Source organism: Hyphomicrobium sp. (genome assembly GCF_020852195.1).
Taxonomy (GTDB): domain Bacteria; phylum Pseudomonadota; class Alphaproteobacteria; order Rhizobiales; family Hyphomicrobiaceae; genus Hyphomicrobium_C.
This window is the reverse complement of sequence record NZ_JADZBI010000146.1, coordinates 1-13,235: the sequence shown is the minus strand read 5'-3', so window position 1 is coordinate 13,235 and position 13,235 is coordinate 1. Positions and strand designations below refer to the sequence as shown.

Annotated in this window: 14 protein-coding genes and 1 pseudogene; 8 read left to right on the top strand and 7 right to left on the bottom strand. The window is 66.8% G+C overall.

Annotation, left to right across the window (positions count from 1 at the left end; translation table 11 throughout):
- Nucleotides 1-187: pseudogene (locus tag IT540_RS12420) on the bottom strand (hypothetical protein); the annotation flags it as partial.
- Between the two features lie 178 nt (nucleotides 188-365).
- Here IT540_RS12420 and IT540_RS12415 point away from each other — a divergent pair.
- The 6 genes from IT540_RS12415 (at nucleotide 366) to IT540_RS12390 (ending at nucleotide 4,669) form a co-directional block, all read left to right on the top strand.
- Nucleotides 366-737, top strand: coding sequence for a YciI family protein (locus IT540_RS12415; RefSeq protein WP_291178089.1), 372 nt, complete (start codon nucleotides 366-368; stop codon nucleotides 735-737).
- Nucleotides 734-2,014, top strand: coding sequence for an RNA polymerase sigma factor (locus tag IT540_RS12410; RefSeq protein ID WP_291178086.1), 1,281 nt, complete (start codon nucleotides 734-736; stop codon nucleotides 2,012-2,014). The genes IT540_RS12415 and IT540_RS12410 overlap by 4 nt, the downstream gene beginning before the upstream one ends.
- 135 nt (nucleotides 2,015-2,149) lie before the next feature.
- The gene (locus tag IT540_RS12405; RefSeq protein WP_291178083.1) at nucleotides 2,150-2,572 is read left to right on the top strand and encodes a YciI family protein; all 423 of its coding nucleotides are present in this window, start codon (nucleotides 2,150-2,152) and stop codon (nucleotides 2,570-2,572) included.
- A gap of 28 nt (nucleotides 2,573-2,600) precedes the next feature.
- Nucleotides 2,601-3,188, top strand: coding sequence for an SRPBCC family protein (locus IT540_RS12400; protein WP_291178080.1), 588 nt, complete (start codon nucleotides 2,601-2,603; stop codon nucleotides 3,186-3,188).
- On the top strand, nucleotides 3,185-4,267 hold the full coding sequence (locus IT540_RS12395) for a sialidase family protein (RefSeq protein WP_291178092.1): 1,083 nt from the start codon (nucleotides 3,185-3,187) through the stop codon (nucleotides 4,265-4,267). Before IT540_RS12400 ends, IT540_RS12395 begins: the two co-directional genes overlap by 4 nt.
- A 99-nt stretch (nucleotides 4,268-4,366) precedes the next feature.
- Nucleotides 4,367-4,669, top strand: coding sequence for a MoaD/ThiS family protein (locus IT540_RS12390; RefSeq protein WP_291178077.1), 303 nt, complete (start codon nucleotides 4,367-4,369; stop codon nucleotides 4,667-4,669).
- Nucleotides 4,670-4,774: 105 nt separating this feature from the next.
- Here IT540_RS12390 and IT540_RS12385 read toward each other — a convergent pair whose 3' ends face one another.
- Nucleotides 4,775-4,966: a hypothetical protein gene (locus IT540_RS12385; protein ID WP_291178074.1), complete on the bottom strand. Its 192-nt coding sequence runs from the start codon at nucleotides 4,964-4,966 to the stop codon at nucleotides 4,775-4,777.
- A 74-nt stretch (nucleotides 4,967-5,040) separates the two neighbouring features.
- Complete coding sequence (locus IT540_RS12380) at nucleotides 5,041-6,453, bottom strand: ammonium transporter (RefSeq protein WP_291178071.1); 1,413 nt, start codon at nucleotides 6,451-6,453, stop codon at nucleotides 5,041-5,043.
- Between the two features lie 324 nt (nucleotides 6,454-6,777).
- On the opposite strand from IT540_RS12380, the gene IT540_RS12375 reads away from it, so the two are divergent.
- Nucleotides 6,778-7,488 carry a type 1 glutamine amidotransferase gene (locus IT540_RS12375; RefSeq protein ID WP_291178067.1) on the top strand — a complete coding sequence of 237 codons (711 nt, stop codon included), beginning with the start codon at nucleotides 6,778-6,780 and terminating at the stop codon, nucleotides 7,486-7,488.
- An 18-nt stretch (nucleotides 7,489-7,506) separates the two neighbouring features.
- Nucleotides 7,507-8,430 carry a LysR family transcriptional regulator gene (locus IT540_RS12370; RefSeq protein ID WP_291178064.1) on the top strand — a complete coding sequence of 308 codons (924 nt, stop codon included), beginning with the start codon at nucleotides 7,507-7,509 and terminating at the stop codon, nucleotides 8,428-8,430.
- A 260-nt stretch (nucleotides 8,431-8,690) separates the two neighbouring features.
- Here the strand turns inward: IT540_RS12370 and IT540_RS12365 are convergent, their stop codons facing one another.
- The 4 genes from IT540_RS12365 to IT540_RS12350 form a co-directional block, all read right to left on the bottom strand.
- On the bottom strand, nucleotides 8,691-9,827 hold the full coding sequence (locus IT540_RS12365; RefSeq protein ID WP_291178062.1) for a DUF4340 domain-containing protein: 1,137 nt from the start codon (nucleotides 9,825-9,827) through the stop codon (nucleotides 8,691-8,693).
- A 31-nt stretch (nucleotides 9,828-9,858) separates the two neighbouring features.
- The gene (locus IT540_RS12360; RefSeq protein WP_291178059.1) at nucleotides 9,859-11,880 is read right to left on the bottom strand and encodes a Gldg family protein; all 2,022 of its coding nucleotides are present in this window, start codon (nucleotides 11,878-11,880) and stop codon (nucleotides 9,859-9,861) included.
- Between the two features lie 10 nt (nucleotides 11,881-11,890).
- Nucleotides 11,891-12,637 (bottom strand): ABC transporter permease, encoded by a 747-nt coding sequence (locus IT540_RS12355; protein ID WP_291178056.1) that lies wholly within the window; start codon nucleotides 12,635-12,637, stop codon nucleotides 11,891-11,893.
- 19 nt (nucleotides 12,638-12,656) lie between these two features.
- Nucleotides 12,657-13,235: ATP-binding cassette domain-containing protein (locus IT540_RS12350; RefSeq protein WP_291178053.1), on the bottom strand; the 579-nt coding region annotated here is incomplete at its 5' end.

The window sequence follows — 13,235 nt, the reverse complement described above, 5'->3', positions numbered from 1 at the left end:
GGTTCTTGCCGACGGCGCGCATGCACTTGCGGACGCCGGGGCTGTTGGGATCGTGCTGGCTGCAGTGGGCGTAGTAGTCGGTGGCGCAGGCCATCTTGACGGCGAGGCTGACGGCGCCGGCCTGGCCGGAGGCGGTGAGGGTGCCGAGGGTGATAGCGGCTGCGAGAATGGTGCGGAACTTGGTCATGGCTCTCTCCATCGCCAGAGGTTGATGGAGGCAATGTGCGCTAGAAGCCGCGGCCCGGCTGTTCCGCGCGGAACGGGCTCGGTTTTTTTTGATTTTTTGGCGGATTTTTGCGGGGGCGGGTCGGGATCGACTAGTGTCGCTCGTCCTTGAGGCAGCGACAACAGGAGCGGCACCCCAGATGAAGTACGCCATTCTTTGCTATCACGCGGAAAACGTCGTCTGCGCCTGGAGCAAGGAGCATGACGACGAGGTCATGGCCAAGCTCTCGGTGGTTTTGGAGCGGCGCGCCAAGGCGGGCCAGCTCGGGCCCGTCGCCCGCCTCATGCCGACCACTGCGGCGACCACCGTGCGCAAGGACAACGAGCCGGCGCTCGTCCTCGACGGGCCGTTCGCCGAGACCAAGGAGCAGTTGCTCGGCTTCTATGTCTTCGACTGCGCGAACCTTGAGGAGGCGCTCGACATCGCGCGCGAGCTCTCCGAGGCCAACCCCGGCGGGGCGCACGAGGTGCGTCCGGTCGGCTACTTCCTTGACGGGAGTGCCCCGACGTGACGGATCTCGCCTGGCTCGACGCGGCGGTGACGGGCGCGCGCCCGCAGGCGATGGCGGCGCTGCTCCGCTACTTCCGCGATCTCGACCGGGCCGAGGAGGCGTTCCAGGAGGCGTCCCTCAAAGCGCTCAAGACGTGGCCGCAGAACGGTCCGCCACGCGATCCGGCTGCCTGGCTGATCATGGTCGGGCGCAACGTGGCGCTCGATGCGATCCGGCGCGAGCGGAAGTCCGAGGCGTTGCCCGAGGACGAGGCGGCGCTCTCTGATCTCGACGACGCGGAAGGGGCGCTTGTCGACCGGCTGGACGATGCGCACTACCGCGACGACATCCTGCGGCTGCTGTTCACCTGCTGCCATCCCGACTTGCCGTCGACGCAGCAGATCGCGCTGGCGCTGCGCGTCGTATCGGGGTTGACGGTGGCGGAGATCGCCAAGGCGTTCCTGGTCAGCGAGGCGGCCATGGAGCAGCGCATCACGCGGGCCAAGCGACGCATCGCGGAGGCGGGCGTCGCGTTCGGGACGCCCGGGCCGGTCGAGCGCAGCGAGCGGCTCGGCACCGTGGCGGCAATGATCTATCTCCTGTTCAACGAGGGCTACTCGGCGAGCGGCGGGGAGGCGCACGTGCGCAAGCCGCTCTGCGAGGAGGCGATCCGGCTCGCGCGTCTCCTGCTCAGGCTGTTCCCGGCCGAGCCCGAGATCCTGGGCTTCACGGCGCTCCTCCTGTTCCAACACGCGCGTGCGGATGCACGTCTCGATGCGGATGGCGCCATCGTGCTGCTCGAGGATCAGGATCGCGCCTTGTGGAACCGCGGTATGATCTCCGAGGGAGAGGCGCTGCTCGACAAGGCCATGCGGCACCGGCGGCCGGGGCCGTATCAGGTCCAGGCGGCGATCGCGGCACTGCACTCTACGGCCGGGAGCTACGCGGACACCAACTGGGCCGGCATCGATGCGCTCTATGCCACGCTCGAGCACATGCAGCCGTCGCCGGTGGTGACGCTCAACCGCGCGGTGGCAGTGAGCAAGGTCGAGGGTCCGGAGGCGGCGCTGGCCATGATCGAGCCGCTGGCATCGAAGCTCGGCGGGTATTTCCACTTCTTCGGCCTCAAGGGGGCGCTACTCGCGCAGGTCGGCCGCGTCGATGCGGCGCGGGAGGCCTACGACAGGGCCATTGCGCTCGCGCATACCACGCAGGAGGCGGCGCACATCCGCCTGCACCTCGACCGGCTGGCGCAAGATGCCGGCCAGGGAAAACGCCCGCGCCGCAAGGCGCCTTGAGGCGCTCCACGGTTCAATCTGAATCGAAAGAACTTTTTGCCGAGCACGCATTTTTTCGTGTCGCGGGTGTCGGCTGGTCCCGCTCCGCTTCGTCCTAGGCTCGAACGACGCAACAAAGCGACAAGGGAGATGGACATGAAAGTCATCGTGCTGGTGAAGGCGACCAAGGAGAGCGAGGCGGGCGTGATGCCGAGCCATGCGCTGCTCGAGGCCATGGGCAAGTTCAACGAGGAGCTCGTGAATGCCGGCGTGATGCTGGCCGGCGAGGGGCTGCACCCGACGGCGAAGGGCGCGCGCATCACGTTCTCGGGCGAGGAGCGCACGGTCACGAAGGGGCCGTTCGCGCTGAACAATACCGTGTCCGGGTTCTGGATCTGGCAGGTGGCGTCGATGGACGAGGCCATCGCCTGGGCTAGGCGCTGCCCCAATCCGGGCGAGGGCGAAAGCGAGCTCGAGATCCGGCCCGTGTTCGAGGCGGAAGACTTCGGCGCCGAGTTCACGCCGGAACTGCGCGAGCAGGAGGAGAAGCTGCGCGAGCGGATCGCAAAGTCCGCGTAGCCATCGCCAGCGACAAACGGAGGACGTCATGCTCAAGACCGCCCTTTTTATCGTTCTGGGCCTCGGCGTGGTCGTTGCCGGCGTGCTGGCCTATGTCGCGACGCAGCCGGACACGTTCCGGATCGCGCGCTCGACCCGCATCGCGGCGCCGCCCGAGGCGATCTTCCCGCTCATCAACGATCTTCGGAAATTTGCGACGTGGTCACCGTACGACCGCAAAGATCCGGACATGAAGCGGATCTTCAGCGGTCCGGACGAGGGCAAGGGCCAGCGCTACGATTGGGATGGGGACGGCAATGTCGGGAAGGGCTGGCTCGTGATCGCGGAGACGTCGGCGCCTTCGCGGATCGTCATCGATCTCAACATGGTGAGGCCGATGGAGGCCAAGAACCTCGTCACGTTCACGATCGAGCCGGCCGGTGCGGCGACCAACGTAACCTGGGCCATGGAGGGACGGTTGTCGCTCGTGGCGAGGGTCGTCCACCTCTGCTTCGACATGGAGCGCATGGTGGGCGGCGATTTCGAGGCGGGGCTTGCCAGCCTCAAGGCGACAGTCGAAGGGGCGCACACGACACCTTCTCAGCAAGGCCAGGATTCGGCAGACGGGAGGAGCTGATGACCAGGGTTCTCATTCTCATCGGGACCAAGAAGGGTGCGTTCATCCTCGAGAGCGATGCATCTCGCCACGCGTGGGAGCTCAAGGGACCGTTCTGCGCAACATGGCCGATCCAGCATGTCGTCGCCGATCCGGCGACAGGCACGATCTACGGCGCCGGCGGAAATTCCTGGTTCGGCGGCGCGATCTGGAAGTCGACGGATCGCGGCGCGACGTGGACGCATTCGAGCGCCGGGCTCGCCTATGGCGAGGGCGAGGAGCCTATCGTGGCCGCCTGGAGCCTCGCCGTCGGCTCCGACGGCCTTTACGCCGGCGTTGAGCCGGCCGGTCTCTTCAAGAGCACGGACGGCGGGGAGACGTGGGCGCACGTGTCCGGGCTCAGGGATCATCCGTCGCGCGAGCACTGGCAGCCGGGGGGCGGGGGGCTCATCCTGCACGCGATCGTGCCGCATCCCGACGACGCGAATAAAATCTGGGTCGGCATCTCGTCGGCCGGCGTGTTCCATTCCGCCGACGGGGGTACGACGTGGGAGCCGCGCAACCGCGGCACGCGAGCCGACTTCAACCCGGAGGACCAGCGCTATCCGGAGCTTGGCCAGTGCGTGCACAGCCTCGTGCTGGCGCCGGGCGGCTCGGACCGGCTCTACCAGCAGAACCATTGCGGCATGTACCGCAGCGACGACGGCGGCAAGCAGTGGGCGAGCATCGAGGCGGGACTGCCGTCTACGTTCGGGTTTCCGGCGGCGGCGCATCCGCGCGACCCGGAGACGCTGTACCTGGCGCCGCTCAACGGCGACATCCAGGGACGCTTCATGCCGGAGGCGAAGGCGGCGGTCTGGCGGACGCGCGACGGCGGCGCCTCGTGGACGGCGCTGCGCAACGGCCTGCCGCAGAAGGATGCCTATTTCGGCGTGTTGAGGCAGGCGCTGGCCACGGATCGGCTGGACCCGGCGGGCGTCTATTTCGGCACCGGAGGCGGCGCGCTGTTCGCGAGCGCCGACGAGGGGGAAAGCTGGAGTTGCCTGGCGCAGCATCTGCCGGCCATCTCGTCGGTGGAGACGCTCGTCGTCGATGACTAGGTTGGAGAGCGGCCAAGCGCTGCGCGTACGGGGCTTCCGCCGCCCCGACCGGGGGAAGGGGTCCCCCGGACCCCCCTCCCTTTTTTCGAGGTAGGACGAATGGGAGATCGTGCTGAATCTGCAGCGGAGGTGGAGAAGGTCGTCACGGTGGTGCTGCCGCCTGCGCTGCTGGCGCTTTTTCCCGTGGCCAGCCGCGAGGTCGTGCTGCAGGCGCGGACGGTCGGCGGGCTCATCGCCGGTCTCGATCGGCGCTGGCCCGGTATGCGCGACCGGCTTTGCGATTCCACGCCGCGTGTGCGCCGTCACATCAACATCGTCGTCGCGGGCCAGCGGGCTGCGCTCGACACGCCTTTGCCGGAGGGCGCTAGGGTCTATGTGCTGACCGCGATCTCGGGCGGATGAGCCAAAAGAAACTCGAGGCCTCAGGCCGATGACGGTCCTGGGGCCTCGAGGTACGCTCCGCAGGCCGGGGTGCTCGGCCGGCCGGCGGAGAACGGCGTCAGACGATCACTCGGCGGGGCTGGCCGTGAAGCTGCCGATGATCGCCTTGTGATGCTTGGCCTCCATGACGAATTGCCATCCGAGGAACAAGACGAGGAAGCCGAGCGTCGCGATGGCGAACGGTACTTCCAAGCCTGCAAACGGATAGACGGTCGTCACTTCGGTGAGCTTGCTGAGAGATGTGATGCCAGTCGACATTGTGTGCTCTCCTTCGATTTAGGTGAGGTGGAGAGCCGGGGCGCATTCCCCGGCTCCCGTGGTGATCGGATGGGCTAGGCCTTGGCCTCCTTGCGCTGCAGCGCCTCGAAGGCCGCCTCGGCGCCGGACAGGCCGGGGTAGGTGGACGCCTTGCTGTCGCCGTCGAGGCCGGTCAGCTCGACCTTCGGATCGACGCGCAGCATGCCGAAGCCCTTGAGGATCTTGGCGATGATGTAGGTCGGCAGGAAGCCGAAGCCGAGGGCGAAGACCAGCGTGCCGATGGTATTGCCGATCGGCGTGATGACCGGCATGCCGTCGGCATTGGTGCCGAACCAGCCCGCGCCCTCAGACAGAGCAACCAGCGTGCCTGCGCTCGGGTTGATGGCCGGATAGCCCCACAGCAGGAAGCCCGCCGCGATGCCGCCGAATACGCCGCAGTAGCCGTGTACCGCCACCGCGCCGACCGCATCGTCGAGCTTGAACGTCTTCTCGACCCAGTTGTGCAGGTAATAGGCCATAACCGTGCCAACGATGGCGAGGGATGCCGCCATAACCGGATGGTAGAGGTCGTTGCCGGAGCTGGCGCTGATGAGGCCGGTAAGGCCGCCCGAGAAGGTCCAGAAGGCGTTGCCGCCCGAGACCATGTAGGCCGTCATCATGCCGGCGAGCAGCGACAGCAGGAAGTTGAGCGTGACGCCCGACAGCGTGATCGGGAAGCCGTAGATGTTGGTGGCCGTCCAGTACTCGGGCTGGCCCTCGCCGGCGATGTTCACGATCGGAATGTGGCAGGCGGCGTAGAAGCCGAAGAAGCCGACATAGATCATGAAGAGGCCGATGGTGACCATCCATGGGTTATGGGCCGGGATCTCGCGCGGCTCGCCGTCGGGACCGAACTTGCCGATGCGGGGGCCAAGGTTGAGCAGCACCGCGAGGGCCGCGAAGCCCGAGACGCTGTGCAGGATCGCCGAGCAGTACTGGTCGTGATAGCCGAGGTACTGGGTCATCCAGCCGTTGCCGGCCCATGCCCACGCTGCCGGAACCACCCAGGCGACGGCGCCGACATAGACGGCGATGATGAGGAAGCCGATGGTCTTGGAGCGCTCGATGATGGCACCCGAGACGATCGAGCCCGCTGTCATGCCGAAGAGCATGAACGCGCCGACGAAAACGCCCGAGATTCTGTCAGCCAGGTTGGGCGCGAGCGTCTGCGACCAGGGCTCGAATCCCGTCGCGAAGCTGACTTCGGGCGAGCCCACGGGCCACGCCTGCAACGCGATATAGATCCACATTCCGAACAGATAGAAACAGATGCCGATCGTCGGGATCGCCATCGCGTTCTTGAGGAGCGTGTGCTGCACGTTCTTGGTCCGCGCCACACCGACCTCGTACATACAGAAGCCCATGTGGATGAAGAACATCAGGACGATGCACAAGAAGAAGTAGAACTCCGTGAATATCGTCGACATCGCTGTCGCTTGATCGGTCATGTAAATCTCCCCTGCTACTCGCTGCGTAGCCCCAGCTCCGCAAGCCCCATGCCACAGCGGATCGCGTGGTTGCCCGCGTCTTAGGCTATTTTCCTATGAGGCAACTCTTGTGCCAGAGATGAAACTCGGCTTAATGAGTGGGGCGGCATCCGGCGCAAACGGCCGTGGCGCCTGGGTTTGGGGGCGCTCGGTGGTGGAAGGGTTCCCTGGTCTGATCGCCGGTTAGGCAGGCCCGTTCGGTGCCTAATTCGTGAGCGTTCGGCTCGGTAGGTGGGCAGCGCAACATGTCGGGCAGGGCGAAAAAACGATGAGGAAAAGCGGCGCATGAAGCTCCTGGTCCTGCAGCATCTCGCGGTCGAGCATCCGGGCGTGTTCCGCGATTTTCTGCATGAGGACGGTGCCGTCTTGCACACGGTGGAACTCGACGAGGGTGAGCCCATTCCCGATCTCGAGCCGTTCGACGCGATGATCGTCATGGGCGGGCCGCAGGACGTCTGGCAGGAAGATGCGTTCCCGTGGCTCAAGCAGGAGAAGGCGACCATCCGGCGCTTCGTCGCCGACATGGGGCGACCATATCTCGGTCTCTGCCTCGGCCATCAGCTCCTGGCGGACGCGCTCGGCGGACATGTCGGGCCTGGTACGCGGCCCGAGGTGGGCGCGCTCACGATCTCGCAGACGGAGCACGGCCGGCGCGATCCGCTGTTCAAGGGCGTTCCGGATCCGATCGAGGTGCTGCAATGGCATGGCGCGGAGGTGAAGGCGCTGCCCGAAGGCGCGGTGCATCTCGCGCGCTCAGATGTCTGCGAGATGCAGGCGTTCCGCTACGGCGCGCGCGCCTACGGTCTGCAGTGCCACGTGGAGGCAACGCGCGACACGGTCGCGGACTGGGCGGCCATCCCGGAATATGCGCGCGCCCTCGAAGCGACACTCGGTGCGGGTAGCGTGGCGCGGCTCGAACAGGATGTGAAGGAGCGATTGCCTACGTATACGGCGGTTGCGCGCACGCTCTACGAAAACTTCAAGACGCAGCTTTGAGAACAGGCCCGGACTACGATGGACAAGCTCGAAGCGATGAACGTGCTGACCAAGGTGGTGGCGAGCGGAAGCTTCGCGGAGGCCGCGCGGCGCCTCGGCGTGACGCGCAGCGCCATCAGCAAGGCCATCACGCAGCTCGAGCAGGAGCTCGGCGCACGGCTGCTCGACCGCACCACGCGGAGGGTGACGCCGACGGAGGCGGGGCTTGCCTACTACGAGCGGTGCCTCGCCATCCTGGCGCAGATCGCCGAGACGGAAGCGCAGATCTCGCGGCTGCACGACGAGCCCAAGGGCGTGCTCAAGGTCAACGCGCCGATGTCGTTCGGCACGCTCTACCTCGGAGCCGCGATCGCGGACTTCATGGACCGCTATCGGGAGCTCAAGGTCGAGCTGACACTCACCGATCGCATGATCGATCCGCTGGAGGAGGGCGTGGACGTCACGGTGCGCATCGGCGCCATGCTGGATTCGAGCCTGATCGCGCGGCGCATCTCAAGTGCGCGCGTGGTTCTGGCGGCGAGCCCGGACTACATCGCGCGCCACGGCGCGCCACAAGGGCCGGCGGATCTCGTCCACCACAAGTGCCTGCATTACGGGCATTCTACGACGGTGCCACGCTGGCAGCTCACGGACAACGGGGCCGTGCTCACGGTGCCGATCGCGGCCTGCCTCAGCTCCAACAACGGCGACACGCTGCGCGATGCGGCGGTCAAGGGCATCGGCATCGCGCGGCTGCCGACGTTTATCGTGGGAGCGGACATCGCGGCGGGCCGGCTCGAGGTGTTGCTTCCCGACTATCCGCCGCAGGACGTCACGATCCATGCGCTCTATGCGCCGAACCGGTTCCTTGCCGCCAAGTCGCGGGTGTTCATCGACTTCCTGGTGGAGCGGTTCAGCCGGCCGGCGTGGGAGAGGTTCGATGCCGTGAAGGTGGCGTCGTAGGGACTGACGGCATGCCTGAGACGACCCGCGCACGTCCGATGCGACTTGCGCCATAGCACGAGGATACTGCCTGCGTGGAGCTTGGTGGAAGCTTGCGTGGGTCCCGGCCTTCGCCGGGATGACGTCAGTGTTGAGGAAGCGTCTTGCCTCACCCCGACGTCATGGCGAAGCCACGCTCCGCATGGACGGTCGGGACCCCCGCCAGTCTCCGTCCGTGCAACGCTCCTAGGGAACTGCCGCCGCGGCCAAGTGGCCGCGTGTCAGGGCATGGGCAATCCGGCCGGCGGCGGGGCGCCAGGGATCGCGCCACCTCCCGGGATCGGTCCCAGGCCGGGGATCGCGCCAGCGCCCGGCGACGCGCTTTCGGATGTCTCGGACGGGATGTCCTCCAGGAGGTCGGCGTGCTTCTTCAGCATGGTGTCGGCCTTGGAGGGGATGACCTCGAACTCCCAGCCTTCCGTGCGGGTGCGGATGTCGTCGGCGGTCTTCTTGGCGTCACCTCCTCCGCTTGGCTCGACGGTGATCCATACGGCGTCCTTGTCGCGGCGCACGTTGAGCACGGCCTTGAGCTTGTCGTCGGTTTCGAACGTCACCGTTCCGGCCTTGCCGCCAGAGGCGTCGGTCGCCTTGCGCACGCGCTCGAAGTCGAGGAAGGAGGCGGCCTCGATGATGTTGTCAACCATGTTCACATACTTGATCTTTTTGCCGGTCGGGATGCTGTCGAGCTCATGGTTGCCGCCGGCGTTGCGCTTGATCTTGTAGGGTGCCTCGCCTTCCACCGTGACGGTCACGCTCGCGATCTTTCCGGAGTCGGTTGCGAACACGCGCGGATCGGCCCAGTCCTTGAGCGCCGCGCCGCCGGCGATGCGCGTGCTCACGAGCCAGCTCTGGTCGTCGCCCGGGCGGCGCACGTAGGTGCCGCCCGAGCCCTGTCCGGCGGCGCCCGTCTGTCCGGGGCGCTGCTTGCCGGCGATGATCTCTGCCAGCACGTTGCCGCCTGCGTCCTCGAGCTTGATGAGGCGTGCGTTGGACGTCTTGCCTGCCGGGTCGTCCACCTCGAGGATGGAGAAGCGCTCGGGAAGGCGCGTCTTGGCCTCGACAAGCTCCGCGTCGGTGAGCGCGACGAGCATCGCGCGGACCTTCTCGGGGCTCGCCGGATAGCCGTCCTGGCTCGCGATCTGCCAGTGGTCGCCGGCGCGCTCGAGGGTGAAGGTGCTGCCGCCCTGGGTCAGCGTGATGCGGCCGACGTTGGCGGCGTTGGCCTCGAGGCCGGGCACGAGCTTGCCGGCGGCCGCGGTCTCCGTCGACCACGGCGTGCGTGCGGCATAGATGAAGATCGCCGCGATCAGCGAGAGAGCCGCCACGGCGGCGAGCGCTGCGAAGTTACGGGGTGTCATCGCTCTCTTCTCCAGCTTGGATTTGGGCTCGTCACGATCTCGCGCCGCGGCGCGCGCGCCAGAGTGTCCATCCGACGCCGCCGGCCGCGATCAGCAGCGGCACGAGCGCGATGTTCGCGAACTTGAGCCAGCCGTCGAGGCTGTCGATGCTCTGGCTGAGCGCGAGCTTCACCTGCCTCAGCTCGCGACGGGTCTCGATCATCTGGGTCTTGAAGCCCTCGATGGCCTCGCGCTCCCTGTCGGAGACGACGACGGCGCCGCCGGTCGCGGCGGCAGTCTGAAGCTTCTCCAGCTCCTGCTCGACGGACTTCAGCCTGGCGGTAAGGGCCTCCTCCTTCTCGCGGAACTTGCGCTCGGCGTCACGGCGCAGATCCTCGACGAGCGTGAAGGTCCGCTCCTTGATGCCGCGGCTGCGTAGCGCGATCAGCGCGTCGCTGCCCGAGAGGTTCTCGAGGGCACCCAGGATGAACGCCGCATTGCTGGCCGAGGGCATCACGAACTCCTGGCCCAGCATCTGGCGGCTCTCGACCCAGAAGCGGTCGGCTATCAGGTCGGTGTCCGCGACCACGATGGCGTTGACGCGCCCGGAGGTGACATGGCCGGGGCCGGGCTTGGCCTCCTCGGTTGGCTTTGCGTCCTTCGCCTTGTCGGCATCGGCCGTGGCCGCGCCGTCCTTGCCGGGCTCCGTCTTGGCGTCGTCCTTCTTTTCCTCCGGTTTCGGCGCGCCGTTCGGGAAGGCCGTCTTGGCTTCGCCGGAGATGCGCGCGGCGAGGATCAACGGCTTGCCGCCCGGCACGTAGCTGCGCAGAAGTCCCAGCGGGTCCCCTGTCATGCCGACCTTCTCGGTCGGGACCTCCATGCCCTCGGGCGAGGTGGCGATGATCGGCGTGACGGTGGTCGAGGCGCCGTCGATCGGCTTCAGGATGCCGGCGGAGGCGAGGTTCAGGTTCTCGATGCCGCCCGAGAGAACGTCGCGCTCGTCGATGGCGGACTTGTTGAGGGCGAGCCAGGCCACGTACTCGGTGACCGTGCCCTGGTCGTCGCGGCCGAACTGCACGCGCCGCGCGTGGCGGATATCGGCGGCCGTCTTCTTCGGGTCGAAATCCACGCCCCAGGCCTTGAGCAGCTTGGCGAGCTCGGCGCGGCCCTCGCCCTGCTTCTGCATCAGATCGAAGGTCGCGGTTTCCGCCATGGGATCGATCAGCACCAGAAGCTTGCCGCCCTTCAGCGCATATTGCTCGACGGCGTAGGCGGCCTCGGGGGTGAGCTGCGTCGGCTGGGCAACGAGCAGCACGTCGATGCGGGTCGGGATCTCCTTCGCCGCCTGGTCGATGGTCTCGACGTCGAAGAACTCGCGGATCTGGCTCATGATCAGCCAGGGCGGCGTCGGCTGCTGCGTCATCGGGTTCTGGCCGCCGTCGAGCGGCAGCGAGGTCATGAGGCCGACGAGACGCTTCTTGGGATTGGACAGCGTGTGGATGAGCTTGGTGATGTCGTACTCGACGAAGTTCTCGCGGTCCTGCGAGAAGAAGCCGATCACCTCCTGGTCGTCGGTCGAATTCCGCGCGGTGAGCCCGAAGTAGCCCATCTCGCCCTCGGCGTTGAGGCGCCGCCCGCTGATACCGCCCGCGACGGCCTGATCCTCGGCATCCGAGAACGGCTCGGGGTCGAGGAACTCGAGCTCGAGCTTGCCGCCGGAGATGCGCCGGAAATCCTCGAGCAGCGTGCGGACGCGGTTGAAGTATTGCGCGTAGGAGGGGGCCAGCTCGCCGAGCTTCTTCGAGAAATAGACGCGCGCCTTGACCGGCTCGTCCATGCCCTTGAGCACGGCGACGGAGCCAGGCGATATCGAATACAGCTTGTCCTCGGTGAGGTCGGCCTTCCAGCCGCTCAGCGTCTCGGAGGCAATGAGGTTGACCGAGAGCAGCGTCACGGCGGCAAGCGCCAGCCCGCCCCAGGCGAGGCGAGCCGGGCTCAGGTGGCCAGCATAGTCGACGAGGCCGGAAAAGGCGGCGGCGAGGCGGGAGCGCACGGCGGCGATGAAGTCGTTCATGGCGCGATCCTCAGGCGGATTTTTTCTGGCCGACGGCGATCGCGTTGGCGAACAGCGCGAAGGCGATGAAGGAGACGAAGAAGATGATCGAGGCGAGCGAGATGACGCCGCGCGTGATCTCCTCGTAGTGGGTGAGGAAGCTCATGGAGGCGACGGCATCGGCGACGATGCGGGGCATCCAGGCGCGCAGCGCATTCTGCACAAGGTCCATGCCGCTGGTGACGAACAGGAAGCAGATGGTCGCGGCCAAGATGAAGGCGATGACCTGGTTCTTGGTCAGCGCCGAGATGAAGGCGCCGATGGCGAGGAAGGCGCCGGCCATGAGGAAGCTGCCGAGGTAGCTCGTCAGGATGACGCCATTGTCGGGATCGCCCAGCACGTTGACGGTGATCCAGATGGGAAAGGTGAGAACGAGGGCGAGGCCGATGAAGGCCCAGGCGGCCGCGAACTTGCCGAGGATGGCCTCGGTCGGCGAGACCGGAAGCGTCATCAGGAGCTCGATGGTGCCGCTCTTGCGCTCCTCCGCCCAGAGCCGCATGGCGACGGCGGGGACGAGGAACAGGTAGAGCCACGGATGGTAGGCGAAGAAGGAGTCGAGGCTCGCCTGCCCGCGCTGGAAGAAGCCGCCGATGTAGAAGGCGAAGGCGCCGGTGGCGGCGACGAAGATGGTGAGGAACACGGCGGCGAGCGGCGTCGCGAAGTAGGCGGCGAACTCGCGCTTGGCGATGGTGTAGGCGGTCTTGAATGTGTCGCGCATTGGTTTTTGCCTCAAGTCCTCAAGCCTGCGCCGACATGGTGATCTCGCGGAAGACGTCGTCGAGCTTGCCGCGCTCGACGTAGATCTCCTCGACGGAGAGGCTTTCGCGCTGCAGGATCTCGCCGATGGCCTTGGCGGGGGAGGCGGCGCTCTTCGGCAGCGCGCGCAGCCGGATATGGCCGTCGGCCTTCTCGGCCGTCTCGACGCCCGCGATCTCGGACAGCGCCGAGAGGGCCTTCGAGATGCGGGCGGCCGTGGCCTCGGGCACGCGGATCGAGACCGCGCCGTGGGTGCGCGCGCGGCGCAGAAGGTCCTCCGCCGTGCCGTCGGCCACGATGCGGCCCCGGTTGATGATCACCGCACGGGTGCAGACGGCCTCGACCTCCTCGAGGATGTGGGTCGAGACGATGATGGCCTTGTGGGGCGCCATCTCGCGGATCAATTCGCGCACATGATGCTTCTGGTTCGGGTCGAGGCCGTCGGTGGGCTCGTCCATGATCAGGATGTCCGGGTCGTGGAGGATGGACTGCGCGAGCGCCGTACGGTGCCGATAGCCCTTCGAGAGCGTGTCGATCGTCTGATAGAGCACGTTCTCCAG

Bases quoted from the DNA above. Each gene is read 5' to 3' on its own strand.
- IT540_RS12380 (WP_291178071.1), bottom strand. From the start codon at position 6,453: ATGACCGATCAAGCGACAGCGATGTCGACGATATTCACGGAGTTCTAC.
- IT540_RS12370 (WP_291178064.1), top strand. From the start codon at position 7,507: ATGGACAAGCTCGAAGCGATGAACGTGCTGACCAAGGTGGTGGCGAGC.
- IT540_RS12365 (WP_291178062.1), bottom strand. From the start codon at position 9,827: ATGACACCCCGTAACTTCGCAGCGCTCGCCGCCGTGGCGGCTCTCTCG.
- IT540_RS12400 (WP_291178080.1), top strand. From the start codon at position 2,601: ATGCTCAAGACCGCCCTTTTTATCGTTCTGGGCCTCGGCGTGGTCGTT.
- IT540_RS12390 (WP_291178077.1), top strand. From the start codon at position 4,367: ATGGGAGATCGTGCTGAATCTGCAGCGGAGGTGGAGAAGGTCGTCACG.
- IT540_RS12415 (WP_291178089.1), top strand. From the start codon at position 366: ATGAAGTACGCCATTCTTTGCTATCACGCGGAAAACGTCGTCTGCGCC.
- IT540_RS12405 (WP_291178083.1), top strand. From the start codon at position 2,150: ATGAAAGTCATCGTGCTGGTGAAGGCGACCAAGGAGAGCGAGGCGGGC.
- IT540_RS12385 (WP_291178074.1), bottom strand. From the start codon at position 4,966: ATGTCGACTGGCATCACATCTCTCAGCAAGCTCACCGAAGTGACGACC.
- IT540_RS12360 (WP_291178059.1), bottom strand. From the start codon at position 11,880: ATGAACGACTTCATCGCCGCCGTGCGCTCCCGCCTCGCCGCCGCCTTT.
- IT540_RS12355 (WP_291178056.1), bottom strand. From the start codon at position 12,637: ATGCGCGACACATTCAAGACCGCCTACACCATCGCCAAGCGCGAGTTC.
- IT540_RS12375 (WP_291178067.1), top strand. From the start codon at position 6,778: ATGAAGCTCCTGGTCCTGCAGCATCTCGCGGTCGAGCATCCGGGCGTG.